Source organism: Streptococcus oralis (genome assembly GCF_026782285.1).
GTDB lineage: Bacteria > Bacillota > Bacilli > Lactobacillales > Streptococcaceae > Streptococcus > Streptococcus oralis_CG.
Genome location: NZ_JAKUWG010000004.1, coordinates 14,079 through 38,794, shown reverse-complemented (window position 1 = coordinate 38,794; position 24,716 = coordinate 14,079). Strand labels below are relative to the sequence as shown.

Here is a 24,716-nt window from a genome sequence, read left to right as displayed (position 1 = left end):
AAGATGGATTATTCTTCACCTTTGTTTTTCTTAATGATTTCTTCTTGTACTGACTTAGGTACATCTTCGTAGTGGTCAAATACCATCATGAATGTACCACGTCCTTGAGATGCAGAACGAAGAACTGTTGCGTAACCGAACATTTCAGCAAGTGGAACGTAAGCACGCACGATTTGGCTGTTACCGTGTGCTTCCATACCATCAACACGTCCACGACGAGCAGTTACGTGACCCATAACATCACCAAGGTTTTCTTCAGGAACAGTGATGGTTACAAGCATCATTGGCTCAAGGATAGCTGGTTGTGCAGTCTTAGCAGCTTCTTTAAGTGCAAGAGAGGCCGCGATCTTGAAGGCAGTTTCAGATGAGTCGACATCGTGGTATGAACCATCGTAAAGCTTAGCTTTAACGTCAACCATTGGGTAACCAGCAAGAACACCGTTAGCCATAGATTCTACCAAACCTTTTTCAACCGCTGGGATGAATTCACGAGGAACCACACCACCGACGATTGCATTTTCGAATTCGAATCCTTTTCCTTCTTCGTTTGGAGTAAATTCAATCCATACATCACCGAATTGACCTTTACCACCAGACTGACGTTTGAAGAATCCACGTGCTTGAGTAGAAGCGCGGAATGTTTCACGGTATGATACTTGAGGAGCACCTACGTTCGCTTCAACTTTGAACTCACGACGCATACGGTCAACAAGGACGTCAAGGTGAAGTTCACCCATACCAGAGATAACTGTTTCACCAGTTTCAACGTTAGTTTCAACGCGGAATGTTGGATCTTCTTCAGCCAATTTTTGAAGGGCGATACCCATCTTGTCTTGGTCAGCTTTAGATTTTGGCTCAACCATCAATTGGATAACTGGTTCTGGAACGTTGATTGACTCAAGAATGATTTTAGCTTTTTCATCTGTCAATGAGTCACCAGTTGTAGTATCTTTCAAACCAACGGCAGCAGCGATATCACCTGAGTAAACAGTGTCGATTTCTTGACGGCTGTTAGCGTGCATTTGAAGGATACGTCCGATACGTTCACGTTTACCTTTAGAAGTGTTCAATACGTATGAACCTGATTGAAGAACACCTGAGTAAACACGGAAGAATGTCAAACGACCTACGAATGGGTCTGTCATGATCTTGAAGGCAAGAGCTGCAAATGGCTCTTCGTCAGATGCTGGACGAGTTTCTTCTTCGTCTGTATCTGGGTTAATACCTTTGATCGCTGGGATGTCAAGTGGGCTTGGAAGGTAGTCGATGACCGCATCAAGCATCAATTGAACACCTTTGTTCTTGAAGGCAGAACCACACAATACTGGGAAGAATTCAACATTGATAGTTGCTTTACGGATAGCAGCTTTCAATTCTTCGTTAGTGATTTCTTCACCTTCAAGGTATTTCATCATCAAATCTTCATCAGTTTCAGCAACTGCTTCCACCAATTTTTCACGGTATTCTTGAGCTTGGTCAAGGTATTCAGCTGGAATATCTTCTTCAAGGATATCTGTACCAAGGTCATTAGTATAGATTTCAGCTTTCATCTTGATCAAGTCGATGATACCGCGGAAGTCATCTTCAGCACCGATTGGCAATTGGATTGGGTGTGCGTTTGCTTGAAGACGGTCGTGAAGTGTGCTTACTGAGTAAAGGAAGTCAGCACCGATTTTGTCCATTTTGTTGGCAAATACGATACGTGGAACTCCGTACTCAGTTGCTTGACGCCAAACTGTTTCAGTTTGAGGCTCAACACCTGATTGTGAGTCAAGAACAGTAACCGCACCGTCCAATACACGAAGAGAACGTTGTACTTCGATTGTGAAGTCCACGTGTCCTGGTGTGTCGATGATGTTTACGCGGTGGTTGTTCCATTGAGCTGTTGTCGCAGCAGATGTGATAGTGATACCACGTTCTTGCTCTTGCTCCATCCAGTCCATTTGTGACGCACCTTCGTGAGTTTCACCGATTTTGTGGATTTTACCAGTGTAGTAAAGAATACGCTCAGTAGTTGTTGTTTTACCAGCATCGACGTGAGCCATGATACCGATATTACGAGTTTTTTCAAGTGAAAATTCGCGTGCCATGAGGTTAGTTTCTCCTATTTTTTATTTTACAATCTATTATAACATTATTTAGAAAAAACGGATAGGCAGGACCTACCCGTTCTCAATGTTTATCTTGTTTTTGTTGGTTTCAACTTGTAGACAAGTTGAATTGAACTCGGGCTAAAAGCTTAAGTTAGCTGAGTTGAACTCAAGCTAAAAGTCTGGAGAAAAAGATGAATCTCATTGGTCGCAATCGCAACCTACTTCGATTCCCTATTTTCTCTGGGACTTTCTTAACGCTTTCGTATCCTATCTTACCAACGGAAGTGTGCGAAGGCACGGTTAGCTTCAGCCATACGGTGAGTGTCTTCACGTTTCTTAACAGCTGCACCAGTGTTGTTCGCAGCGTCCAAGATTTCTTTTGCAAGACGATCTTGCATTGTGTGTTCACCACGAAGGCGAGCGATTGTTACCAACCAACGAAGTCCAAGTGTTGTACGACGTTCTGGACGAACTTCAACTGGGACTTGGTAGTTAGATCCACCAACACGACGTGCACGTACTTCAAGTACAGGCATGATGTTTTCCATAGCTGTTTCAAATACTTCAAGTGCATCGTTTCCAGTAGCTTCTTTGATTTGCTCAAAAGCACCGTAAACGATTGAAGCAGCTGTACCACGTTTACCGTCAAGCATAACGCGGTTGATAAGACGAGTAACTAGTTGTGAATTGTAAAGCGGATCTGGCAATACATCACGTTTTGGAGCTCTATTTTTACGACTCATTTCTCTTTATCCCCTTTCCTTATGCTTTTGGACGTTTAGTACCGTATTTAGAACGGCCTTGTTTACGATCGTTAACACCTGCAGTATCAAGTGCACCACGGACGATATGGTAACGTACCCCTGGAAGGTCTTTTACACGTCCACCACGAAGAAGCACCACGCTGTGTTCTTGCAAGTTGTGTCCGATACCTGGGATGTAGGCAGTAACTTCGATAAGGTTGCTCAAACGTACACGAGCGAATTTACGAAGGGCAGAGTTAGGTTTTTTAGGTGTCATTGTTCCCACACGAGTTGCAACACCACGTTTTTGTGGTGAAGAAACGTTCGTTTGAACTTTTTTATGACTGTTGTAACCAACGTTCAAAGCTGGTGATTTAGATTTTTCTACTTTTGATTTACGCGGTTTGCGAACCAATTGGTTAATTGTAGGCATCTACATTCTCCTGTGTTTTTTTATTTTTGGTGATGATACACTTGGTGACAGCTACCATCTGTGTGTACTTTTGCAACATTTGTCAGCACGTCCCTGTACACTTTTGAGAGACCAAAAGTAAAAAGTACCGTCTATTATTGTAACACAATTTTTCCTTCATTGTCAAGATATTTTTCATTTTTATTCTGATCTTTTAACTCTTTGACACTAGCTTTCACCGCTTTTCTAAACCAAAAAAGGAGGCAATTTGCCTCCTCCTTTCTAGTATGAATTTCCTTCGATTCAAGTTATCATTTTGGAATTTTTTAACCCTTCTTATCAAAGCCAACCAGATTCTTTTGCAATGTTGGCTGCCTCTGTTCGATTACCAGCATCTAGTTTCGAAAGAATATTGGTGACATAGTTTCGGACGGTTCCATTTGATAGATAGAGTTGGTCTGCGATTTCTTGGTTAGACAAGCCCTGAGCGATTCCCTTTAAAACAGCGATTTCTTGTTCTGTTAACGGGTTAGGATGCGTCATCACCACTTCCATCAATTCAGGCGAATATTCCTTACGTCCTTCGAGAACCGTGTGCAAGGTTTGCATGAGGTCTGCAATGCTTCTTTCTTTCAAGACATAAGCATCCACTCCAACCTTGACCGCACGTTCAAAATAACCGGGGCGCTTGAAGGTCGTCATCACAACCACCTTTGCTTCTGGCTTTTCTGCTCGAATCCACTCCAAGACTTCAAGGCCTGTCTTAACAGGCATCTCTACATCAAGAATGGCGATATCTACAGACTCTTTTTCTAGGAGTTGGATTGCTTCTTGGCCATCCTTGGCTTGTAGGACATACTCCACATCTGGTTGAAAGGTAAGCAACTGGCACATAGCATCTCGCAACATACTTTGATCTTCTGCAACAAGTAGTTTCATCTTAGTTTCTCTCCTTATAAGGTAGTCGAACCTGCACTTCCGTTGGATGCTTCTGACTGATCACTTTTACTTCTCCTGAAAAAGGAAGAACACGGTCTCGAACGGTATGGAGCTCATCTCCTTTTAGAGAAGCAAAGCCACAGCCATCATCTCTCACTGTTAAAATGAGTTCTTTTTCTGTCCGCTCGGATTTCAAATAGGCTTTAGATGCTTTGGCATGTTTGATGATATTGGTCACCAACTCAAGCAAAATCATGGAAGCCGTTGACTCCAATTCCTGAGTTAGGCTAGCAGTATCTAGTTGGTGACTGATTTCCGTTTCAATTCCTGCAATTTCCAGCATTTTTTTAACAGTCGAAAACTCGGAGGCAAGGGTTCTTGTTTTAAGATTTTCGATAATTGTACGAACTTCATTCATGGATTCTTTACTGATCTGATGAATTTCTTTTAATTCTTTTTCCACTTGAGGATAGGCCTGCATTTGAAGAAGTTGGAGGGCAAGGTCCGTCTTCACACTCAGCATGGCAAAAGTATGGCCTAGACTGTCATGGAGATCCTGACCGATACGACTGCGTTCATTTTCAGCCAAGAAAAGATTGAGCTTAGCATTTTGCTTTCTCTTTTCTTCTTTTATTTCCTCCGACACTCGAATCCGATAGAGACCAAAGGTAAAGGCATCAGAAAAGACAAAGGTCACCAAGAAAAACAGCAATTGCCAAGGACTAACATGATTGACCATATAAATCCCGGTTAAAATCAATGGCTGCAAGACAACAAAACTGACAAAACGCCAAGAGTGAAGAGAAATCTCATCCAGCTCATAAATGAGGAGGTTAGATAAGTAAAAGATAAACCATGTGAAACCCGAATTCAGCCAAACCGATGTATAAAAAATGTAGGCAATCATGACCCACCAAGCCAGCCACTGCACAGTGCGGTTTTGACTTAATAAAATCGAATAAAAGGCTAGGACAAATAATAATGTCCAGAACAAGGTTAAAAGCGGGTACTCTCCACTGATGACACCCGCTATAGGAAAGATGATAAACACTGTTGAAATATGAAACATATAATGAGTGTTTTTTAATTTTTCCAACATAGATTTATTTTACCTCGATCCGTTTTTTCAGCTGGATTACCAGTACACCAAAGAAAACTGTATAACCTAGTACAACCAAGGCAGCAAGAATGTTAAACTCGTGGTGTTCCAAATAAGCAGAGACGACCTGCATAAGCTGGTAGGTTGGAGTCAGTTTTCCAATGGATTGGAGCCATTCTGGGAAGGAACTCAAGGGGAACCATAGTCCACCTAGGACAGCCAAAGCAATATAGGCAATATTTCCAATAACCGTCATCAATTGAGCACTGGGAAGCAAGCTCACCAAGACCCCCATGCTGATAAAGACCACGCTTCCGACCAGCAAAATAGCACCGATTACCAACCAGTCAAGCCAAGGCAGAGTCACTCCACGGACAAAATGACCAACTGAAAAGACAACTATAATTGATAACAAGAAAGTCAGTAGAGTACTGAACAGTTTTGATACATAATATTCTACCATAGATACCGGAGAATGTTGAATCAATTTTTGCCAGTTATTCGTCTTGTCGGATTCGAGTGTGCTGGGGATACTGAAAAAGGCGCTTGACATGATACTAAAGAGCGTCATGGCAAAAAGATAGGCTTGAAGAGCAATTTCTGGAATGTCTGACCCTGACATCATACCAGAGAAAATAAGGTAAAACACACTTGGAAGTCCGATGGAAAGCAAGTAGTAGACAGCTTGCCGTTTCATCAGAATAATTTCCACTTTCATGAGACTTGTCATATTTTTCATCGTCAATCTCCTTTAGTCTTGAGTCGTTTCAAAGATACTATCTAAGAGAGTTCGATTGCGAACTTCAATTTCTTCGATCGTGCAGCCCTGTTCTTGCAAGACTTTCCACACCTGACTGGCTTCTTTGGTTGTGAAGGAAAGGGCATTTTGCTTGATTTCAAGCTCTTGAACCATAGTCAGGGTACTGACAAAATCCTGATAGGTTAGAGGCACGGTAAAGTGTTTTTCTTGTTCTTCACCACGCATAGCATAAGGCGTCGTATCGCGAATCAATTCTCCCTTGTGGAGAACCAAAATGCGGTCAGCCGTATGCTCCACCTCTTCGATATAGTGGGAAGAATAGACAATGGTGACACCATTTTTCTTTAATCGATTAACAATTTCCCAAAAATGCTGACGTGTCGAGGTATCCATGGCAGCAGTTGGCTCGTCTAAAAATAGAATTTTCGGACGGCCTATTAAAGCCAACACAAAAGAGAACAAACGTTTTTGCCCACCAGACAACTTGCCCGCTAGCTGATTTTTCTGCTTGTCTGAGAATCTCAACAAGTCATCAATTTCTTTGTCTGAGAGACTGTCAGGATAAAGTGACTTGAAAAATGATAGAAGTTCTTTCACTTTCAAGCTTTGAACAACTGCATTTTCTTGGGGCAAGACAGAAATAAGCTGCTTTAATCGAGGATCTGTTGGTGCAAACCCTTGAATGACTATCTGACCTGAGCTCATGAACTTGTCGCCCAAGAGGCAATCAATCAAGGTTGTTTTACCTGCTCCGTTAGGCCCAATCAAAGCGACACATTCACCATGGTGGATTTCAAAAGAGATGTTCCGCAAGATCTCCTTGTCTTTTATTTTCTTACTCAATTTCTCAACTTTAATCACAGTCATGAGATTCTCCTTTCAACCACTCCATTCCCATAGGGAAAACAACGAAAATCATAAATCCAAAACCCCAAGCACCACGAATGAATTGGCGAAGCAAGGTTTGGTCAAACCAACCAGTAAACATTTCCACTAACCATACCAAGAGTGACAGGCCGATAAAGAGATAGATGATTGCCTTTTTCATTCCTCAAACTCCTTTTTCACATCTCTGACTAATTTCAAACCTTCTCTGACAAGCCAAGACATCATTCCAAAGCCAGCAAAGAGCTCCCAAGGAAAATGATAGAAACCCTCATCCAATCCTGAAAACATGAGATAGGTCATAACTCCTGCTGCTACTAAACTCACTGCGACAATCATTTTATTTTTCATCTCTTCTTCCTCCATTTCACACTTCAATTATAGTCTTTTGAAGTTGACGGAGCTAGATGCTTCTGTCACTAGGAAATATGACAAATGTCATAAAAAAAGAAAGTTGCAAAATCAACTTTCTTTTTCAACGATATTTTTATACAGCAGAGGTTGTACTCTCTTCTGTGAAACCTTCAACTTTTAATCCAGCGATGAAAATATTAGGTTTTTTAAAATCTTCTACATCCTCCAGGAGATCCTTAAAATAATAAGTATTTTTAATCTTATCTACATTTGCCTTTTCAAAATCAAGACTAAGTATCCCTTTCCAGTTTTTATCTTCTGTGACAAAATACTCCATAGAAACCCCTGGCTCATCTTTAATTTCTAAATATTCTGGACTAGTAGCCATTTCCCCACGCAGAAGAGCTTGCAATTCCTCTACACTCACTTCGGCAGGAATTTCATTTCCAAAATCACCCATCAGTTCCATCGTAAATTGTTTAACAACATCTGTGTAAACAACCGTTATACGAGCGTTGGTATCTGCGACTTTTCCTACAAAGACTTTGGTCGTTTCCTTGATTTCTTCTTTTACCTGACTGGCCTGACTAGATGAATCAACCGAACTTGCTGTACTACTTGACTCTGTTGTTGCGGTGTTGGTTTGACCACAGCCAGCAAGAGCAAGTAACGCTACAAAAATCAATCCTAAAACTTTCTTCATAAATCTCCTACTCCACACTGAAAAGATATGGATATACAGGTTGTTGACCTTGGTGAATTTCTACTTCAACATCTTCAAATTCTTCTGCGATTTCTTGGGCAATTTCATTGGCAAGTTCTTCGCTTCCGTCTTCACCGACATAGAAAGTCACGATTTCACTATCTTCGTCCAACATGTGTTTCAAAGTTTCAGTCAAGGTTTGGTGCATGTCAGGATTCGACACAAGGATTTTCCCATCCACCATACCAAGATTGTCATTTTCATGGATTTCCAAGCCATCGATAGTTGTGTCACGAACGGCAGTCGTTACACTACCGCTTACGACGTCGCCAAGGGCTGCAGTCATTCGTTCTTGGTTTTCTTTGATAGACTTGCTTGGGTCAAAGGCAAGAAGACTCGTCAAACCTTGAGGAATTGTACGCGCTTCTACCACAACAGCAGGTTGTTCAAGCACTTCAGCTGCTGACTGAGCTGCCATGAAGATATTTTTGTTGTTTGGCAAGAAGATAATATTGCGAGCATTGACCTGTTCAACAGCCTTGATAAAGTCTTCTGTTGAAGGGTTCATCGTCTGCCCGCCTTCGATGACATAATCCACACCTTGGGCACGGAAGATATCTGCTAAACCTTGACCAGCTACTACTGCGATAAGGGCATATTCCTTCTCTTCAGCTGGCTTGCTGACTTGTGCTGCTTCTTTTTCAACTTGTGCTTCGTGTTGGTTGCGCATGTTGTCCACTTTAACCTTGACCAAGCTACCATATTTAAGCCCTTCTTGCATAACAAGCCCTGGATCTTCTGTATGGACGTGGACTTTGACGATTTCATCATCGTTGACAACAAGGAGCGAGTCCCCAAGGTCATTCAAGTAGTTGCGGAATTCATCATAGTCAAAGTCCTTAGAATAAGTTGGACCTTGTTTGAGAGCAACCATGATCTCCGTACAGTAACCGAAGGTAATATCCTCAGTTGCCACATGCCCTGCTACAGACTTGTGGTGCTCTGCATTAATCATTTCACTCATATTGGCAGGCGTTGCTACAAAGTCCTCAGACGCACTGTATTCACCAGTGAGTGCTGAAAGGAAACCTTCATAGATGAAGACCAAACCTTGACCACCTGAGTCTACCACACCAACTTCCTTAAGAACTGGAAGCATTTCCGGTGTCTTAGCTAGAGCTCTCTTAGCACCTTCCAAGGCTGCACGCATGACCTCAACAGCATCATCTGTCTCCTCGGCTTTTTTCTTAGCCCCAATGGCTGCACCACGAGAAACTGTCAAAATAGTTCCCTCAACTGGTTTCATAACCGCCTTGTAGGCTACTTCGACACCAGATTGGAAAGCAAGAGCCAAGTCTTGACCTGTTAATTCGTCTTTTTCCTTAATAGCTTGGGAAAATCCACGGAAAAGCTGCGAAGTGATAACCCCTGAGTTTCCACGCGCACCCATCAAAAGACCCTTAGCAAGAATGCTCGCCACTTCTCCAACTGTAGAAGCTGGCTTGTCTGCTACTTCTTTGGCACCATTTTCGATGGTCATTCCCATGTTTGTCCCAGTATCTCCATCTGGAACTGGAAAGACGTTTAATGAATTGACATATTCAGCTTGCTTATTCAAACGAGTTGATGCAGCCTGCACCATTTCTTGAAATAAGCTGGTAGTAATTTTTGACACGATTATTCTCCTACAACTTTGATATTTTGAATGTAGACATTCACAGTCTGAGCGGTGATTCCTAGTTGATTTTCCAAACTAAAACGAACACGCTCTTGGATGTTTTTTGAGACTTCACTAATCTTTGTTCCGTAACTCAAGACGGTATAAACATCAACTGCAATGCTGCCATCTTCGGCTGCCTTCACGACAACACCTTTTGCATAATTTTCCTTACCAAGAAGGGCTTGGAAATTATCTTTGAGGGTATTTTTGCTAGCCATACCGACCACACCAAAAATCTCAGTTGCTGCACCACCTACAACGGTTGCAATCACTTCATCTGTCAGTTCGATTTGACCATCTTTTGTATTAATTTTTACAGTCATTTTTTTTACCTCAACTAGTTGATACTTTATTTTATCATATTTCATCCCAAGTGTAAAAGCAGAATGCTGTATCAGCAGATATTTACTCTATTTTTCAAATGGTTTTATCTATAGAGCAAAAGAAAAAGACCAGTTAGGTCTTTTCATTTTTATTAAACGCGTTCAACTTTACCTGATTTCAAAGCACGAGCTGAAGCCCAAACTTTTTTAGGTTTACCATCAATAAGAACAGTAACTTTTTGAAGGTTTGGTTTTACGGCACGTTTTGTTTGGTTCATCGCGTGTGAACGGTTGTTTCCTGATACAGTCTTACGACCTGTAAAGTAACATACTTTAGCCATTATGTTTTCCTCCTATTAGATCTAATATAGCGGATGTGCTAGCACCACATACCGTACTATGTTATCACACTTTCTCTATTTTGGCAAGGAAATTAGGAGACTTTTTTTTATTTAACGTAAACAACACCAAGTTTACCAAAAGCGACTTCCCCACGGATAATTAAGGTTTTGTTTGTTGGTGCTACAGGAGCGTCTGCCTTGGCTGCACCAAAGGAGGTTTCTACTTTCAAATCGACACGCCAGTGTTGTGGAACATAGACAGTTGCATTACCAAAAGCTACTTCAATATTTAAAGTCGCGAAATCCCCTAACATCTCTGCATTGTCATAATAGATTTTAGCATCGCCAAAAGCAACTTCCACTTGGTCGGCTACAAGATCTTGATCTTGCTTATAGAAAGTACCACTACCAAAAGCGACTTCCTTATCCGTGATAACTGTTCGCTCACCGTTGTACCACCATTTTTTCCCGTACCAAAACTTACTTGAGTGAGTGAGGTAGCCGACACCTAGCACTGCTAAGATACTAGCCCAAAATAAAGACTGATTTGGGATAGGAAAAATGTTATAAAAATGATTTGCAATCATTAAGGCTACTAGAGCGGTAAAAACTGCTGATGTTAGATGACGACGAAGCAAAGCTTCAACTGACTGGTAGGCAAAAAAGACGATACCAATCAAAGGCCATATTTTACCATCCAAAGAAGGAATGCCAAAATTTCCTTGCAGCAAGATCCAGGCTGCTAAAACCAATAAAACAATACCAAATGCTTTCTTTTTCATGTTTTTTACCTCATATTTCTTAGATTTTCTTTTAGGAGGGACTGGTAATGTCGTGATACATGAACCTCCTTGTGCGTCTGATAAAAGGAAATGGTGCCCGTTCCTGAAAAGGACTTGTCCACTGAGTAAATCTGACGGATGTTTGTGATAGTTGACTTGGACACTCGACTAAAATAGCGAGGCAGGATGGACTCCAACTCATAGAGCTTGAGACGAACCTCATAAGCTTCCTTCTGGGTATGAGCGTAGATCTTGCTCCCTTCTGTTTCAAAGAAGAGAATTTCTGACAGGTCTAGATAATATTCACCTGTCCCCTTGTAAAAAGTCAACCTCGGAGCCTTTGACTCTTGCAAGAGCCGTTGCAAGTCTGCAATTTCATCTGTCAAAGTGGGTGTCTTGATGACAATTTCAGTCTCCTCTAAATTGCCGTCAATCTCAATTCGTAACTTCATCACATCTCCTTTCTGACTCTACTATATCAAAGCTAAGTTAGGAATACAAGGGCAAAAAAGCAAGTGGTCAATTTGAAGCAGTAAGTGGTTGTAGGGTCGGCTTAACTTACATGTCAGAATAGGAAGAAAAGGAATCCCCACAACAGACCACAAGCATAGCCAACCAAGACATCCTTGGAATAATGAACACCCCCTAAAACCCTCACCAACCCCAACAAAGCTGAAAAGAGCAAGCATGCCAAGCCAGCAGGTAGACTAGCATGCAGACAGGCCATGGAGATGATAGTTGCCGAAAAGACATGGCGACTGGGCATCGACTGTCCCGAGCTATCTTTTTCAAGCAGGGGACAGATATCCCAAGTTTCATAGGGGCGTGGGTGATTGATTTTCTTACGAAACAGGGACAAGGTCACAAAACCTGATGCAGGAATAAGCACATAAACCCCAACTTGCTGACCAAGTCCTAGTTGCAGGTAAGTGGTGGCTAGCAAGATCAGATAGACCATGGGCATGGCGACTGTCATCAAGCGATTAAAACTGCGTAACAGAAATAAAAGGGTGGGATAGCTGGTGAGTCTGGAGCTGATGTTTTGATACCATTCTTGATAATTTTTCATTAAATTTCTCATTCATTATCTTGTTTTTGTCTACTGGTGAGACGTTTGTCTTCTAGTATAGTGCAGAAAAAGAAGGCCGTCAAGCCTTCTTTTGATTTATTCTTCTGCTTCATCTTCTGTAAACTGACTATTGTACAAGTCAGCATAGAAGCCACCTTGCGCCATCAGCTCCTCGTGGTTGCCTTGTTCGATGATATTGCCATCTTTCATGACCAGAATCAAGTCAGCGTTACGGATGGTTGACAAGCGGTGGGCAATGACAAAGGATGTGCGTCCTTCCATCAAACGGTCCATGGCTTTTTGAATCAATTCCTCTGTACGTGTGTCGACTGAGGATGTCGCCTCGTCCAAAATCAAGAGCGGTGCATCCTTGAGAAGGGCACGAGCAATGGTCAAGAGCTGTTTCTGTCCGACAGACAAGGTCACGGTATCATCCAAAACAGTATCGTAGCCATCTGGCAAAGTCATGATAAAGTGGTGGATTCCCACAGCCTTGCTGGCTTCCATCATTCGTTCATCACTGATGTCTGTCTGATTATAGATCAAGTTCTCTCGAATCGTTCCTTCAAAGAGCCAAGTGTCCTGCAAGACCATAGAAAAGGCATCATGCACTTCTGAACGCTTCATGTCCTTGGTATCCACACCATCGATACGGATACTTCCCTTATCTATCTCATAGAACTTCATCAAAAGATTGACAATGGTTGTCTTACCAGCCCCAGTCGGTCCAACGATAGCGACTTTCTGACCTGCATGAGCCGTCGCAGAAAAGTCATGGATGATGGTGCGCTCTGGTATATAGCCAAAGGACACGTGATCAAAAACCACTTCCCCTTTCATATGGGCCAATTGTCTGTTCTTATGAGATTCATCCTGCATCTCAGCTTCAGCTAGAAATTCTAATACACGAGTCATGGCTGCACTCGCTTGTTGCAAGCTCGTAATCCCTTGAGCAATCTGTGACAGAGGTTGGGAGAAGGTCCGTACGTAAACCATAAAGGCTACAATAATCCCTATAGTGATATGTCCTTCTAACGCCAGCGCGGCCCCAACGATGATGACTAAGACATAACTAAAGTTCCCAACAAAGAACATGGCTGGCATCATGATACCAGAGATAAACTGAGATTTCCAGATACTATCATGCAAGTCTTGGTTTAAACCTGCAAATCTCGCTTTGGAGGTGTCCACTGCGTTGTAGCTGGTCACTACATTATGGCCAGAGTACATCTCTTCCACATAACCATTGACGGCCGCTAGATTATTTTGTTGGGCTTTAAAATAACCCTGTGACTTGGCCATGATTATGGAAACCGCCGCAAAACCAACAAGGGTTGATACAACGGTTACCAATGCCAAAATCCAGTTCATCCCAAACATGGTCACCAAGACAGCAATCAACAAGAAACTAGCTGAAAGAACTGTCCCTAGACTTTGGTTGAGAGATTGCGCTGCTGTATCCACATCATTGGTCACGCGCGAAAGGGTATCTCCTTGTGAATGACGGTCAAAATAGCCAAGTGGCAAACGATTGATTTTTTCAGCGATTGCTGTCCGCAAGCGTTTTGAAAAATGTTGGATACTCGTTGAAAAGATATAGGCCTGTGTATAGTTAAGGATGGCGCCAAATACATAGAGAATCACTAAAAAGCTAGCAATACTTGACACAGCCTCTAAATCAATTCCAGTCATCAAACCATCTGAAATCAAGTTAGTAATTTCTTTAATCTTAGTTGGACCATAAACGGTAATGATGCTTGAAATGACTGCAGCCACAACTGCTATTAGGAGAGGGAGTTGGAGGCCTGCCATATAAGGTTTGCACTGTTTCCAGACCGACACTTTTTTATTTTCCATGTTCCAATTCCTCCTTCGATAGTTGTGAGTAGGCAATTTCTTGGTAGACTTCGTTGGTAGCTAGAAGTTCCTTATGGGTGCCTTGTCCCACGACTTTACCTTGATCCAAAACAATGATCAGGTCAGCATCCATGATGGTTGAGATGCGTTGCGCTACGATGAGCTTGGTCATGGATTTTGTTTTCTCAGCTAGTTCTTGGCGTAGGACACGATCTGTCTTGTAGTCCAAGGCTGAGAAGGAATCATCAAAGATGAGAATCTCTGGTTTACGAGCCAAGGCACGCGCAATGGCCAAACGCTGTCTTTGACCTCCTGAGAAGTTGGTTCCACCTTGGGCCACTTCTGATGCAAGTCCTGCTTCCTTATCCTCGATAAAGGTTTTAGACTGGGCCAATTCTAGAGCTTGCCACATAGCAGCCTCACTTAGAGGAGTTTCCTTGCTCTTACCAAAGTCTAAGTTCTCCTTGACATCTCCAGAAAAGAGCACAGCTTTTTGTGGAATATAGCCGACCTTATTGCGCAAGTCTTCCAAATCGTAATCTTGCACATTGACACCATCCACTAGGATTTCTCCATCTGAAACGTCGTAAAAACGAGGCAAGAGGTTGACTAGGGTGGACTTACCTGATCCAGTCGATCCGATAAAGGCTACGGTTTGACCCGCTTCTGCTTTGAAAGTGACATGTTCCACGACTGCTTCAGAGTTTTTAGAGTAGCGGAAAGTTACATCACGAAATTCCACTTGTCCTTGAACTGAAGGATCCGCTGTCTGTGCATGACTAGGATTTTCAATAGAAGAATGCAAATCCAATACTTGATTGATACGTCCTGCCGAAACCAAGGTACGAGGAAGAACGATAAAGAGTGCTCCCATGAGAAGGAAGCCCATCACGACCTGCATAGCATAAGACATGAAGACCACCATATCACTAAAGAGTGGTAGACGTTCTGCCAAACTTGCATCGTTGATAATATAGGCACCGATCCAGTAAATGGCTAGACTCAAGCCACTAGAAATCGCCATCATAATGGGATTCATAATAGCCATCAATCGATTGACAAAGAGATTGAGACGTGTTACCTCATCGTTGGCTGCTTCAAATTTTTCATCTTGGTAATCTTCCGCATTGTATGCACGAACAACTCGAATCCCAGTCAAACTTTCACGAGTGATGCTATTGAGTTTATCTGTCAATTTTTGGATGACAGATTGTTTTGGAAAGGCCAGAGTCAGGAGAACAGTTGTCATCAAAACATTGACGATAACAGCGATTACTACTGCCCAGAGCCAGTATTCCGATTTCCCAAGGATTTTTCCAATGGCCCAGATAGCCATGATTGGTCCACGAGTAACCACTTGCAAGCCCATGGTAAAGAGCATCTGTACCTGGGTAATATCATTGGTCGTCCGAGTCAAAAGACTTGGGATTGAAAAGCGCTTGATCTCTGTCTGCGAAAAATCTAAAACACGATGAAATACGTCTCTACGTAGATGGGTTGTATAGGATGCTGCAACGCGAGCGGCAAAGAAACCAACCATAACAGATGAAAAGAAAGCCAATAACGACAATCCAATCATCTTCGCAGCTGGTGACCAGAGTTCACCCAATTGCGTTCCAGACGTTCCCAGTAATTCTGTAATTTGCGAAATATAGGTCGGCACCTCTAACTCGAGATAGACCGAGAAACAAGTGAACAGAATCGTAAGGGCGATCATCCCCCACTCTTTTCCTGTGATACGCTTAGCGAGTTTCTTCATTCTCTCCTCCTATCTTCTCAACATTTGCTTGCAATTGCCCGAGTACCTTTTCAAAGATTGCCAAGTCTGACTTTGAAACACCCTCTAGCAGGCTCTGATCAATCCGATCAAAAAAAGCCTTAACTTTTTGCATCTGCGAACGCGATTTCTCCGTCAGGCGAACAAATTTTGCCCGCTTATCTCTGGGGCTCGCCTCTAACTCGACCAAACCATTTTGTACCATGCGCTTGACTAAATTACTCGCCACAGATTTAGTAATATTGAGTTCCTGTTCAATATCCTTAATCAGGACCAGTTCCTCTTTTTGTTCACAATGATCTAAAAAACGCAGAACCTGCCCTTGCGGTCCACCCATAAATTCAATGCCACATCGCTTGGCTTCTTTCTGTACCATCAGATGAACCTGGTGTCCAAAACGTTTGAACATTAACATCGGCTTGTCCATGATTGCTCCTTTCTTATCTTTTAAATAGTTCTCACAAGAACTATTTAAGTTTCCATGAGAACTATTTTATCACTTTCAGAAGAGATGTCAAGAAAAAAGTTTTCAAGAGAACTATTTTAGTTTAAATTGACATTAGGCAATATTTTTTCTATAATAAGCACTAACTACCATGGATAGAAATCCATTCACTCGATGAAGGGAGAAAACGTTCAAATGAAACCAGAAGAACAAAAAGTTTTAGGGATTTTAGCAACTATTTTTGGAGCCATCGCACTTTTAGGGTCTTGGATTCCGTTTATTAACTATCTGTCTTTTTTCATCGCTATTGTCGCTTTGATCTTGGGCATTATCGGCCTTATCGTCAACCTTAAAAAACGGAAAACGATGGCCATTATCGGAACATCCCTAGCAATTGCTTCTGTTGTACTTTTCTTTACGGCCCAGGTACTGTACGCTAATGTCTACAAAGAGTTTGCTAGGGAGTTTAACCGTTCCTACAGCGAGGCCAGTGCCTCAATGGAACGCGAAGAAGAGAGCGACTTGACAGATGATAGCACCTATTCCAGCCCAGAGGAGGAGGAAGAAGATACCTTCACCTGGACCCGAGAACAGTTCGACGCCTTAATCGAAGGTGACCTTGACAACAAAGGAAAAGGTGGTACCAACTACAAAGATATTATCAAAAAACACGGACTACCAGACTCCGAGTTTGACTCCACTATCGGAGGTTATGATACGAGAAAAATCACCTATATCTCCATTGGTGACAAAATCAAGACTGTTACCTTAACTTTTGCAAAACAGGACAATGGACAGCTCTTGCTCGTTCATAAAATAGCTGTAGGCCTAGGAGGAAGCCAGCAGCAAAAAGATTCAGATTCTGGGACCAGAGTCTAGGTTCAAATATCAAAAAAACGAACAGCTAGTAAAACTGTTCGTTTTTCTATTAGAATCCATCTACGTTTGTGTAGATTTTCTGTACGTCTTCGTCGTCTTCAAGAACGCTGTAAAGTTTTTCAAAGGTTTCAAGGTCTTCGCCTGACAATTCTACTTCAGACTGAGGAATCATTTCCAATTCAGTCACTTGGAATTCTTGGATACCTGACTCACGAAGGGCAACAATAGCTTTGTGAAGGTCTGTTGGAGCTGTGTAAACCGTGATTGTTCCTTCTTCTGCTTCTACATCGTCCACATCCACATCAGCTTCGAGCAAAAGTTCAAAGATAGCATCCGCATCTTCACCTGCAAATACGATAACACCCTTGTTGTCAAAGAGGTAAGAAACAGAACCTGAAGCGCCCATATTTCCGCCATTTTTACCAAAAGCTGCACGGACATTAGCTGCGGTACGGTTGACGTTTGAAGTCAAGGTATCCACAATCAACATAGAACCATTTGGTCCAAATCCTTCGTAACGTCCTTCTGTAAAGGTTTCGTCTGTGTTTCCTTTTGCTTTATCAATCGCTTTATCGATAACGTGTTTTGGCACTTGGGCTTGTTTAGCACGATCGATAACGAATTTCAAAGCAGTGTTTGATTCTGGGTCTGGATCACCTTTTTTAGCTGCTACATAGATTTCTACACCAAATTTTGCATATACTTTAGAGTTAGCTCCATCTTTAGCCGTTTTCTTGGCTACGATATTGGCCCATTTACGTCCCATTAGGAATCTCCTTTTTTCACATTTTAATCTTTCTTATTATAACACAAGTTTTTTCGATTTTCACTAGAGGAAATGGATTTTATTCAGCAAATCCAGCTAGAATTGTCCTTTGGCTGCCAAGATTGCCTTGCCTTCTTTTATCAAGGGATGACGGAATAGTGAGAAGTACAGTTGAATGGTCATGGCAACCCAGATAAGGGGTTCGCAAAGGATAACTCCCCTATACCCTGCCCAAGGGATAATCAAGACCACAAAAACGATTTTCCCGATTAGTTCTATAAAACTGGAAACAAGTGGTAAGATTTTTTGCCCCAATCCCTGTAAACAATTGCGATAAATCAGCAAAAGGCTCAAAATCGGATAAAAGACTGAACTGATTTGCAGGTAGAGGCTACCATTTTCTACCAAGTATCCATCCGTCGAACTGGCTAAGAAAGAAACCAAGCTAGGACTGGCAAAAAAGAGGAAAATACAAACAAAACCTGCCCAGGACATGCTCAAACGACTCCCAATACCAAGACCTTGAACTATGCGGTCTGGTCGCTTGGCCCCGAGATTCTGAGAGGCAAAGGTCGTCATAGCAGAAGAAATAGCGGTCATCGGAAGAAGAGCAAAAGCCATAATGCGTCGAGCTGCTGTTTGGGCGCTAATAATCACGGCTCCAAAGGTATTGACAGAAGACTGTAAAATCACACTGCCAATAGACACAATCGAACTCATCAAACCCATAGCCAAACCTTGCTCTAAAAGATCCGCGTACAAGGCCTTGTTCCATTTAAAATGCTTGAGTTGAGGGAGGAGTTCTGGAACACTCTTGCGGATATAATAAAAGCAGAGAACCGCTGACAAGCCTTGCGAGATAATGGTAGCAAGGCCCGCAGATTGAACTCCCAGATGCAGTTGCGTAATAAAATACAAATCCAGAGCTACATTGACCAAGGCAGAAAAAATCAGAAATCCAAGAGCCGCTAGACTATCTCCAATGGACCGCAACAAGCCGGCAAAAAGATTATAAGCGAAGCTGACGCCTACACAGGTCACAATCATAGAAATATATTGATAGGATTGAGGAAGGATTTCTGCAGGGGTATCTAAATATTGCAAGAGTGGATACAGACCGACAAAGCCCATCAGCATGACCACAATGCTCAAAAGAGCACCTAAAATCCAAGTGGCTGCTACTGCTTCCTTGATTTTGGTGAAATTACGAGCTCCATAATAGCGGGCAATGACAATCCCCATCCCATTGCCAACACCAAGCGTAAAGCCTATAATCAAGTCAAAAATGGCAGTTGTCGCCCCTACTGCAGCCAAGGAATCTTGACCAAGAAAACGCCCAACAATCAAGACGTCTGCAGTATTATAAAGCTGTTGGAAAATATTAGACAGCAAGATTGGAAAGGCGAAGCTTAAAAGCGCAGGAAGAATAGGACCATGTATCAAGTCCACGGATCGTTTCTTATTCATAAAGCTATTATATCAGCTTTCTAGAAGAGCGACAAGGATTGCTTGGCTTTCTTAAAATCAATTGCTTACAGAGAAACAATTTGCTATAATCAAGAAAAGGAGGTCACTTATGAGTTTGACCAGTCAATTAATTACCGATGTATTTCCTGATCTTGATAAGGTTGAAAAGCTAAACAAGGAAGCTTTTCCCGAGGAAGAACGAGTCCCTCTGTCTGAGTTCTTACGCTATCAGGACCGAGAAGACGCTCACTTTTTTGCCTTTTATAACCAAGAAGAGTTTGTCGGCTTTGCTTTTGCCATTTCCAATCCAAAGGCCTTCTATATCAGTTTTTTTGCCATCATGCCCCACTTGAGAAGCCACGGATATGGAAAAGAGATCATCGAAAAGCTGACAGATTTTTACCAGCGAACCATGTTGCTGGAAGTCGAGCGATTGGATGAAGAATGCGATAACTTGGAGCAGAGAAAGGCTCGCATGGATTTCTATCGCCAAAATGGCTTTAAAACAGCCAATGCTTTCCTAGAGTACGATGATTTGAGTTTTGAAATCCTCTATCGTGGCGACCATTTTGACGAAGAAGCCTATCGCGACATCTTCCAAAAGTTACAGGATGAACATTATTTTGACTTTCACATCGAATATCGTCGTTTTAGTGATCATTAGTTCTTTCATCTGAAATAAACATAAAAAGTAGCAGTTCCTATCTGCTACTTTTTATGTTATTCTTCAATTTCGATTTCAAGTCCGTCGCCTAGGTCAAGCGTTACTTCTTGGTTAGGTGCTAGATCTTCTGCGACAGAGGTAGGAGTTGTCCCTTCTTCATCTTCAATCAAGCCATATTGAACACGGACTTGGTGGTCAATGGCATCAAAGATCTCCGGATGATCCGCCAAGTATTTCTTAGCATTTTCAGATCCTTGTCCAATTTTTTCACCCTTATAAGAGTACCATGCTCCCGCTTTTTGGATGATATCGAGATCACTTGCGATCTTCAAGAGCTCACCAGTTTTAGAAATCCCTTCTCCGTACATGATTTCAACAAAGGCTTCCTTAAATGGTGGAGCTACCTTGTTTTTCACGACCTTGATCTTGGTTTCCTTACCGACATTGGTATCTTTTTGGTCACCAGTTCCCTTGATTTGCGTACTTCCACGAACATCCAAACGGACTGAAGCGTAGAATTTCAAAGCACGTCCACCAGGTGTTGTTTCTGGATTTCCAAACATGACCCCAACTTTTTCACGCAATTGGTTGATAAAGATGGCAATTGTTTTGGTTTTATTGATAGAAGCACCAAGTTTACGCATAGCCTGGCTCATCATACGAGCCTGCAAACCAACGTGACTGTCTCCAATATCCCCATCAATTTCCGCACGAGGTACAAGGGCCGCAACTGAGTCGATAACGACAAGGTCAACTGCACCTGAGTCAATCAATTTTCCAGCAATTTCAAGACCTTGTTCACCTGAGTCTGGTTGTGACAAGAGCAATTCGTCAATGTTCACACCAAGGGCTGCAGCATAGGCTGGGTCAAGAGCATGTTCCGCATCGATAAAGGCTGCAATACCACCTTCTTTCTGTGCTTGCGCAACAGCGTGAAGGGCAACCGTTGTCTTACCAGATGATTCTGGTCCATAGATTTCGATGATACGTCCCTTAGGATAACCACCTGAACCAAGAGCAATGTCCAGAGCCAATGAGCCTGAGCTCATCACTTGAACTTTTTGCTCCGCGCGCTCACCCAAGCGCATGATTGAGCCTTTACCAAAGTCTTTTTCGATCAATTTAAGAGCATCATTCAATGCTTTTTCACGGTCTGCTCCAAATTTTTTCCCAATTTCATCTAATTTTTTTGTTGGTTTTTTCGCCATTTTGTTCTCCTATATTCTACTGGTCCTTAGACCTATCTTTCATTATACCAAAATTTAGTCACTTAATAAAGCCTTGCGAACTAGGTTAAAGGCATGCATGACCGCAATATGTCGGACATCTGCTCGACTCCGTCCTGCGATATTAGCCTTGATAACCTCTGTCCCTTTTGCATGTGCCAGTCCAATAAAAACTGTACCAGCTGGATGACCCTCTAGGCTATCTGGCCCAGCTACACCTGTCAGACTGACTCCATAATCAGACTGAGTCTTGATCCGTGCCTGCTCTGCCATTTTTCGAGCCGTAAACTCAGAAACAACCCCGTGTTCTTTTAGCTCTTGCTCGGAAATATCCAACATCTTGGACTTTTCTTCTAGGCTGTAAGTGACAAAACCGCCATTAAAGATTGCTGAAACGCCCGAAAAGTCTGCTAATGTCGCTTGAAAGAGACCTGCCGTCAAGCTTTCTGCCGCAGTAATGCTTTTCTGTCTCTTCTTTAGCTCTTCTACAACGACACTTGCGAGGCTGGTTTCTTCCCCATATCCGTAACAGATGTCTCGTAAAGAAATTCCCTCGAAAGTTTGGCGACTCAAGATTTGATTTTCTAGGATGTCCAGCGCTTGATCAGCCTTTTCTTGACTAACTGCTTTTGTAGACAAGCGCAAGGTCACTTCTCCTGTTTTGGCATACGGCGCCAAAGTCGGATCGGTTTGATGGTCAATCAAATCCGCCAAAATGGTCACCAACTGACTCTCCCCAATTCCAAAGAAACGGAGCACACGTGAGTATAACTTGGTACCAGTCATTAACTTGGGTAAGAGTTGGTTTAAGACCATAGGTTTCAACTCACTCGGCGGTCCTGGAAGGACCACGTAGGTTACGCCATCCACTTCCGACACCCCTCCTACTGCTAAACCTGTCTCATTTGGCAGTGGAGTTGCTCCTTCTACAATTTGGGCTTGGCGCTCATTATTCGGTGTCCGAGCATAGTCAGGTCTATGAGCAAAGAAGATATCCAGTTTCTCTTGCGCTTGAGGGTCAAACACTAGATTTTTTCCTAAAAATTTTGCCAGAGTTTGTTTGGTCAAATCATCCTCAGTTGGTCCCAAGCCCCCTGTCAAAATCACAAGATTGCTACGTTGACTCGCAATCTCCAGCAAGGACAAAAGACGAGCTTCATTATCTCCAACAGCTGTTTGGAAGTAGACATCTACCCCGATTTCGGCTAGTTTCTCTGATAAAAACTGAGCATTGGTATTGACAATCTGCCCTGTTAAAATTTCTGTTCCGACAGCAATAATTTCTGCTTTCATGTTTCCTCCTACTTATCTATTCGAATTTTTTTGAAAAAATCGCAGGAAATTTCCCACGATTTGATTCTTTTCTTATTCTGCTTCTTCGTTTGAAGCGTTAGTACTGGTTGAAGGTGCTGTCCGACCAAAGGCTGTTTCGTACAGTACCGCATTGGTTTCCAATTCTGTCACTGGCTCTTTACCTAGTGAACTACGCAAGAGATTTTGCATTTCAAGCATATGTTCTGAAGTGACAATCTGATAAGAAATTCCCTGTAGCTCAGCATCTTCCCCACGCAATTGATGCGTTTCGATATTCTTGAAAGAATCTTGATAGCCGAGCAATTGTGGAATGCTCTTAGCTGATAAGTCTACATTGGTCTGCATGTTATCACTCAAAGCTTTGAGGATACCTTGATAATGACTCACACTGTTTAGGCTCAAAACCTTCTCAACAATCTTTTGAATGACTTCACGTTGACGTTTTTGACGACCATAGTCTCCCTCTGGGTCTTGGTAACGCATCCGTGAATACACCAGAGCTTCCTCACCATTCAAGGTTTGTTCTCCAACACCGATGGAAATCTTATTAAACTCCTCTTGGTCAGCAATCGAAATTGGGAAACCGAGTGTATTGTTGACGGTAATTCCACCAACCGCATCCACCAATTGTTGAAGCCCCTGCATGTTAACCATCACATAGCGGTCAATGTGGATATTCATCATCTTTTGAATAGTAGAAATTGCAAGTTCCGCACCACCATTAGCATAGGCCGCATTGAGTTTAGCTTCCTGAACTTGACCGTTTCCAGTCTCAATCTTGGTCAAAATATCCCGTTCCAAACTCATCATAGTGGTTTTCTTTGTTTTGGGATTAACCGTCAAGAGAATCATGGAATCACTATTTCCCGCCCACGGGTCTGTACGTTCCACATTTCCCGTATCTACCCCCATCAAGAGGATGGTCAGAGGCTCCGTCGCTTCGATAACGTTGGTTTCTTCCCCGATTTTTTTGTAAGTCTTTTTACTTAGGGTTTCTGTTCCCTGTTGGTAGATGGTATAGCCATAAACCGCTACACCTAAAACTGTTACTGCTAGGAAACCTAGCACCATTCCAATTAATTTTTTAATCATCTCGTTATTCATTTATCAGCTTGCCCATCAGACAAACATCTAAAAATATCCCTTCTGCTAAATAGGCTCCTCTTTCTTGTAAGCCTTCTGTGATAAATCCCATTTTTGAGTAGAGGTGGATAGCGGCCTCGTTTCGTTTTTGTACACTGAGTTGCAAACGGCGCAAGACACCACTGGATTTAGCCCACTCAATTCCCTCTTCAAGGAGTATGCTTCCTAAGCCATGATTCCAAAACTTCCTTTGGATGACCAAAAAGATATCCCCGATGTGGCGAATCCGTATACGTTGCTCTGCCGTGATGTTCAAAACACCTGCAATTTCATCATTCAGGAGGGCTAGGAGAGTGATTTGGTTATCTGAAGTCGCTTGCTTTTCAATAAAAAGCACCATTTCAGATTCTGTCATCAGGATACCATTTTCATCCAAGCTGGTAAAATCTGTCTCCTGACCAACTAAATCCAAGAATGCAACCAAAGCAGCCGCATCCTGAACTTCAGCCTCACGAATACAAAGTTCATACTCCACCTTGAAGCTCCTTAATCAGTTGTTCAGCACGAGAACCCTGAGCAGTAAAATAGAGGCGACGACCTTCAGCTTCTTTCAAGAGTTCCAACTCCAAATAGGAATCTGGTAAATCCTTACCTAAAAGATGGCCCCACTCAATAACGGTCACACCACCACCGAAGAGAAACTCATCCAAGTCAATAGAATCAGCATCCCCCTCAATCCGATAGACATCCAAGTGGTAGAGCGGAAGGCGACCCTCATACTCTCTCACGATGGTGTAAGTTGGACTTTTGATCATCTGACGAATACCCAAGCCCTTGGCAAGACCCTTTGTAAAGGTTGTTTTACCAGCACCCAATTCTCCAGACAAGATCAAAACATCATTTTTTTGGAGCAAGGTCCCTAGGCGTTCTCCCAGATTGATCAGCTCTTCTTCATTTTTTGTGTACATGCTACTATTATACCAAAAAGTTCTATTTTATGTAAATTTTCTTTACA

The 24,716-nt window shown here is 42.4% G+C and carries 28 protein-coding genes; 2 read left to right on the top strand and 26 right to left on the bottom strand.

Annotation, left to right across the window (positions count from 1 at the left end):
- Window positions 1-8: 8 nt before the first annotated feature.
- From fusA to MK403_RS04370, 19 genes are all read right to left on the bottom strand, one after another.
- Window positions 9-2,090 carry an elongation factor G gene (gene fusA, locus MK403_RS04460; RefSeq protein ID WP_268709075.1) on the bottom strand — a complete coding sequence of 694 codons (2,082 nt, stop codon included), beginning with the start codon at window positions 2,088-2,090 and terminating at the stop codon, window positions 9-11.
- Window positions 2,091-2,365: 275 nt separating this feature from the next.
- A complete protein-coding gene (gene rpsG / locus MK403_RS04455) occupies window positions 2,366-2,836 on the bottom strand; it encodes a 30S ribosomal protein S7 (protein ID WP_000087873.1) in 471 nt (156 codons plus the stop codon).
- A gap of 19 nt (window positions 2,837-2,855) precedes the next feature.
- The gene (gene rpsL / locus MK403_RS04450; protein ID WP_001142332.1) at window positions 2,856-3,269 is read right to left on the bottom strand and encodes a 30S ribosomal protein S12; all 414 of its coding nucleotides are present in this window, start codon (window positions 3,267-3,269) and stop codon (window positions 2,856-2,858) included.
- A gap of 318 nt (window positions 3,270-3,587) precedes the next feature.
- A complete protein-coding gene (locus MK403_RS04445) occupies window positions 3,588-4,187 on the bottom strand; it encodes a response regulator transcription factor (RefSeq protein WP_268709074.1) in 600 nt (199 codons plus the stop codon).
- Window position 4,188: 1 nt separating this feature from the next.
- On the bottom strand, window positions 4,189-5,286 hold the full coding sequence (locus tag MK403_RS04440; RefSeq protein ID WP_268709073.1) for a sensor histidine kinase: 1,098 nt from the start codon (window positions 5,284-5,286) through the stop codon (window positions 4,189-4,191).
- A 4-nt stretch (window positions 5,287-5,290) separates the two neighbouring features.
- A complete protein-coding gene (locus MK403_RS04435) occupies window positions 5,291-6,025 on the bottom strand; it encodes an ABC transporter permease (protein WP_268709072.1) in 735 nt (244 codons plus the stop codon).
- A 12-nt stretch (window positions 6,026-6,037) separates the two neighbouring features.
- Window positions 6,038-6,913 (bottom strand): ABC transporter ATP-binding protein, encoded by an 876-nt coding sequence (locus MK403_RS04430; RefSeq protein ID WP_143989186.1) that lies wholly within the window; start codon window positions 6,911-6,913, stop codon window positions 6,038-6,040.
- The gene (locus MK403_RS04425; RefSeq protein ID WP_268709071.1) at window positions 6,900-7,094 is read right to left on the bottom strand and encodes a hypothetical protein; all 195 of its coding nucleotides are present in this window, start codon (window positions 7,092-7,094) and stop codon (window positions 6,900-6,902) included. Before MK403_RS04425 ends, MK403_RS04430 begins: the two co-directional genes overlap by 14 nt.
- Window positions 7,091-7,297, bottom strand: coding sequence for a hypothetical protein (locus MK403_RS04420; protein WP_000390701.1), 207 nt, complete (start codon window positions 7,295-7,297; stop codon window positions 7,091-7,093). The genes MK403_RS04425 and MK403_RS04420 overlap by 4 nt, the downstream gene beginning before the upstream one ends.
- 121 nt (window positions 7,298-7,418) lie before the next feature.
- Window positions 7,419-7,988, bottom strand: a complete 570-nt coding sequence (locus MK403_RS04415) for an SP0191 family lipoprotein (protein ID WP_268709070.1) — start codon at window positions 7,986-7,988, stop codon at window positions 7,419-7,421.
- Window positions 7,989-7,995: 7 nt separating this feature from the next.
- The gene (locus MK403_RS04410; protein ID WP_268709069.1) at window positions 7,996-9,663 is read right to left on the bottom strand and encodes a DAK2 domain-containing protein; all 1,668 of its coding nucleotides are present in this window, start codon (window positions 9,661-9,663) and stop codon (window positions 7,996-7,998) included.
- A 2-nt stretch (window positions 9,664-9,665) separates the two neighbouring features.
- Complete coding sequence (locus MK403_RS04405) at window positions 9,666-10,031, bottom strand: Asp23/Gls24 family envelope stress response protein (RefSeq protein ID WP_000216441.1); 366 nt, start codon at window positions 10,029-10,031, stop codon at window positions 9,666-9,668.
- A gap of 152 nt (window positions 10,032-10,183) precedes the next feature.
- A complete protein-coding gene (rpmB, locus tag MK403_RS04400; protein WP_001140948.1) occupies window positions 10,184-10,372 on the bottom strand; it encodes a 50S ribosomal protein L28 in 189 nt (62 codons plus the stop codon).
- A 107-nt stretch (window positions 10,373-10,479) separates the two neighbouring features.
- Window positions 10,480-11,154, bottom strand: a complete 675-nt coding sequence (locus MK403_RS04395) for a LiaF transmembrane domain-containing protein (protein ID WP_268709068.1) — start codon at window positions 11,152-11,154, stop codon at window positions 10,480-10,482.
- Window positions 11,155-11,159: 5 nt separating this feature from the next.
- Window positions 11,160-11,606, bottom strand: coding sequence for a LytTR family DNA-binding domain-containing protein (locus tag MK403_RS04390; protein ID WP_084868249.1), 447 nt, complete (start codon window positions 11,604-11,606; stop codon window positions 11,160-11,162).
- Between the two features lie 113 nt (window positions 11,607-11,719).
- Complete coding sequence (locus MK403_RS04385; RefSeq protein WP_268709067.1) at window positions 11,720-12,223, bottom strand: phosphatase PAP2 family protein; 504 nt, start codon at window positions 12,221-12,223, stop codon at window positions 11,720-11,722.
- Between the two features lie 96 nt (window positions 12,224-12,319).
- Window positions 12,320-14,080, bottom strand: a complete 1,761-nt coding sequence (locus tag MK403_RS04380) for an ABC transporter ATP-binding protein (protein WP_268709066.1) — start codon at window positions 14,078-14,080, stop codon at window positions 12,320-12,322.
- Window positions 14,070-15,839, bottom strand: a complete 1,770-nt coding sequence (locus tag MK403_RS04375; protein WP_268709065.1) for an ABC transporter ATP-binding protein — start codon at window positions 15,837-15,839, stop codon at window positions 14,070-14,072. The genes MK403_RS04380 and MK403_RS04375 overlap by 11 nt, the downstream gene beginning before the upstream one ends.
- The gene (locus MK403_RS04370; RefSeq protein WP_268709064.1) at window positions 15,823-16,284 is read right to left on the bottom strand and encodes a MarR family winged helix-turn-helix transcriptional regulator; all 462 of its coding nucleotides are present in this window, start codon (window positions 16,282-16,284) and stop codon (window positions 15,823-15,825) included. The genes MK403_RS04375 and MK403_RS04370 overlap by 17 nt, the downstream gene beginning before the upstream one ends.
- Window positions 16,285-16,476: 192 nt before the next feature.
- Here MK403_RS04370 and MK403_RS04365 point away from each other — a divergent pair, with 192 nt between their 5' ends.
- The gene (locus tag MK403_RS04365; RefSeq protein ID WP_268709063.1) at window positions 16,477-17,181 is read left to right on the top strand and encodes a CD20-like domain-containing protein; all 705 of its coding nucleotides are present in this window, start codon (window positions 16,477-16,479) and stop codon (window positions 17,179-17,181) included.
- 49 nt (window positions 17,182-17,230) lie between these two features.
- On the opposite strand, the gene MK403_RS04360 is transcribed toward MK403_RS04365, so the two are convergent.
- On the bottom strand, window positions 17,231-17,947 hold the full coding sequence (locus MK403_RS04360) for a YebC/PmpR family DNA-binding transcriptional regulator (RefSeq protein ID WP_038806433.1): 717 nt from the start codon (window positions 17,945-17,947) through the stop codon (window positions 17,231-17,233).
- Window positions 17,948-18,043: 96 nt separating this feature from the next.
- Window positions 18,044-19,414 carry an MATE family efflux transporter gene (locus MK403_RS04355; protein WP_268709062.1) on the bottom strand — a complete coding sequence of 457 codons (1,371 nt, stop codon included), beginning with the start codon at window positions 19,412-19,414 and terminating at the stop codon, window positions 18,044-18,046.
- A 109-nt stretch (window positions 19,415-19,523) separates the two neighbouring features.
- Here MK403_RS04355 and MK403_RS04350 point away from each other — a divergent pair, with 109 nt between their 5' ends.
- Window positions 19,524-20,078, top strand: a complete 555-nt coding sequence (locus MK403_RS04350; RefSeq protein WP_223326061.1) for a GNAT family N-acetyltransferase — start codon at window positions 19,524-19,526, stop codon at window positions 20,076-20,078.
- Window positions 20,079-20,134: 56 nt separating this feature from the next.
- On the opposite strand, the gene recA is transcribed toward MK403_RS04350, so the two are convergent.
- The 5 genes from recA to tsaE all read right to left on the bottom strand — a co-directional run bounded on the left by recA (window position 20,135) and on the right by tsaE (window position 24,669).
- The gene (recA, locus tag MK403_RS04345; RefSeq protein ID WP_084971864.1) at window positions 20,135-21,286 is read right to left on the bottom strand and encodes a recombinase RecA; all 1,152 of its coding nucleotides are present in this window, start codon (window positions 21,284-21,286) and stop codon (window positions 20,135-20,137) included.
- Between the two features lie 54 nt (window positions 21,287-21,340).
- The gene (locus MK403_RS04340; protein ID WP_125418608.1) at window positions 21,341-22,597 is read right to left on the bottom strand and encodes a competence/damage-inducible protein A; all 1,257 of its coding nucleotides are present in this window, start codon (window positions 22,595-22,597) and stop codon (window positions 21,341-21,343) included.
- Between the two features lie 72 nt (window positions 22,598-22,669).
- Window positions 22,670-23,710, bottom strand: coding sequence for a glycopolymer--peptidoglycan transferase LytR (gene lytR / locus MK403_RS04335; protein ID WP_000592175.1), 1,041 nt, complete (start codon window positions 23,708-23,710; stop codon window positions 22,670-22,672).
- A gap of 4 nt (window positions 23,711-23,714) precedes the next feature.
- Complete coding sequence (locus MK403_RS04330) at window positions 23,715-24,236, bottom strand: GNAT family N-acetyltransferase (protein WP_268709061.1); 522 nt, start codon at window positions 24,234-24,236, stop codon at window positions 23,715-23,717.
- Window positions 24,226-24,669: a tRNA (adenosine(37)-N6)-threonylcarbamoyltransferase complex ATPase subunit type 1 TsaE gene (gene tsaE, locus MK403_RS04325; protein ID WP_268709060.1), complete on the bottom strand. Its 444-nt coding sequence runs from the start codon at window positions 24,667-24,669 to the stop codon at window positions 24,226-24,228. The genes MK403_RS04330 and tsaE overlap by 11 nt, the downstream gene beginning before the upstream one ends.
- Between the last annotated feature and the right edge of the window lie 47 nt (window positions 24,670-24,716).

What these genes read in the sequence shown, in the direction of transcription:
- recA (WP_084971864.1), bottom strand. Translation starts at nt 21,286, where the DNA reads ATGGCGAAAAAACCAACAAAAAAATTAGATGAAATTGGGAAAAAATTT.
- MK403_RS04440 (WP_268709073.1), bottom strand. Translation starts at nt 5,286, where the DNA reads ATGTTGGAAAAATTAAAAAACACTCATTATATGTTTCATATTTCAACA.
- tsaE (WP_268709060.1), bottom strand. Translation starts at nt 24,669, where the DNA reads ATGTACACAAAAAATGAAGAAGAGCTGATCAATCTGGGAGAACGCCTA.
- MK403_RS04395 (WP_268709068.1), bottom strand. Translation starts at nt 11,154, where the DNA reads ATGAAAAAGAAAGCATTTGGTATTGTTTTATTGGTTTTAGCAGCCTGG.
- MK403_RS04365 (WP_268709063.1), top strand. Translation starts at nt 16,477, where the DNA reads ATGAAGGGAGAAAACGTTCAAATGAAACCAGAAGAACAAAAAGTTTTA.
- rpmB (WP_001140948.1), bottom strand. Translation starts at nt 10,372, where the DNA reads ATGGCTAAAGTATGTTACTTTACAGGTCGTAAGACTGTATCAGGAAAC.
- MK403_RS04370 (WP_268709064.1), bottom strand. Translation starts at nt 16,284, where the DNA reads ATGGACAAGCCGATGTTAATGTTCAAACGTTTTGGACACCAGGTTCAT.
- MK403_RS04355 (WP_268709062.1), bottom strand. Translation starts at nt 19,414, where the DNA reads ATGAATAAGAAACGATCCGTGGACTTGATACATGGTCCTATTCTTCCT.
- MK403_RS04350 (WP_223326061.1), top strand. Translation starts at nt 19,524, where the DNA reads ATGAGTTTGACCAGTCAATTAATTACCGATGTATTTCCTGATCTTGAT.
- MK403_RS04420 (WP_000390701.1), bottom strand. Translation starts at nt 7,297, where the DNA reads ATGGAGGAAGAAGAGATGAAAAATAAAATGATTGTCGCAGTGAGTTTA.
- MK403_RS04380 (WP_268709066.1), bottom strand. Translation starts at nt 14,080, where the DNA reads ATGGAAAATAAAAAAGTGTCGGTCTGGAAACAGTGCAAACCTTATATG.
- lytR (WP_000592175.1), bottom strand. Translation starts at nt 23,710, where the DNA reads ATGATTAAAAAATTAATTGGAATGGTGCTAGGTTTCCTAGCAGTAACA.
- MK403_RS04385 (WP_268709067.1), bottom strand. Translation starts at nt 12,223, where the DNA reads ATGAAAAATTATCAAGAATGGTATCAAAACATCAGCTCCAGACTCACC.
- MK403_RS04340 (WP_125418608.1), bottom strand. Translation starts at nt 22,597, where the DNA reads ATGAAAGCAGAAATTATTGCTGTCGGAACAGAAATTTTAACAGGGCAG.
- MK403_RS04375 (WP_268709065.1), bottom strand. Translation starts at nt 15,839, where the DNA reads ATGAAGAAACTCGCTAAGCGTATCACAGGAAAAGAGTGGGGGATGATC.
- rpsL (WP_001142332.1), bottom strand. Translation starts at nt 3,269, where the DNA reads ATGCCTACAATTAACCAATTGGTTCGCAAACCGCGTAAATCAAAAGTA.
- MK403_RS04425 (WP_268709071.1), bottom strand. Translation starts at nt 7,094, where the DNA reads ATGAAAAAGGCAATCATCTATCTCTTTATCGGCCTGTCACTCTTGGTA.
- MK403_RS04430 (WP_143989186.1), bottom strand. Translation starts at nt 6,913, where the DNA reads ATGACTGTGATTAAAGTTGAGAAATTGAGTAAGAAAATAAAAGACAAG.
- MK403_RS04390 (WP_084868249.1), bottom strand. Translation starts at nt 11,606, where the DNA reads ATGAAGTTACGAATTGAGATTGACGGCAATTTAGAGGAGACTGAAATT.
- MK403_RS04435 (WP_268709072.1), bottom strand. Translation starts at nt 6,025, where the DNA reads ATGAAAAATATGACAAGTCTCATGAAAGTGGAAATTATTCTGATGAAA.
- MK403_RS04445 (WP_268709074.1), bottom strand. Translation starts at nt 4,187, where the DNA reads ATGAAACTACTTGTTGCAGAAGATCAAAGTATGTTGCGAGATGCTATG.
- rpsG (WP_000087873.1), bottom strand. Translation starts at nt 2,836, where the DNA reads ATGAGTCGTAAAAATAGAGCTCCAAAACGTGATGTATTGCCAGATCCG.
- MK403_RS04405 (WP_000216441.1), bottom strand. Translation starts at nt 10,031, where the DNA reads ATGACTGTAAAAATTAATACAAAAGATGGTCAAATCGAACTGACAGAT.
- MK403_RS04360 (WP_038806433.1), bottom strand. Translation starts at nt 17,947, where the DNA reads ATGGGACGTAAATGGGCCAATATCGTAGCCAAGAAAACGGCTAAAGAT.
- fusA (WP_268709075.1), bottom strand. Translation starts at nt 2,090, where the DNA reads ATGGCACGCGAATTTTCACTTGAAAAAACTCGTAATATCGGTATCATG.
- MK403_RS04415 (WP_268709070.1), bottom strand. Translation starts at nt 7,988, where the DNA reads ATGAAGAAAGTTTTAGGATTGATTTTTGTAGCGTTACTTGCTCTTGCT.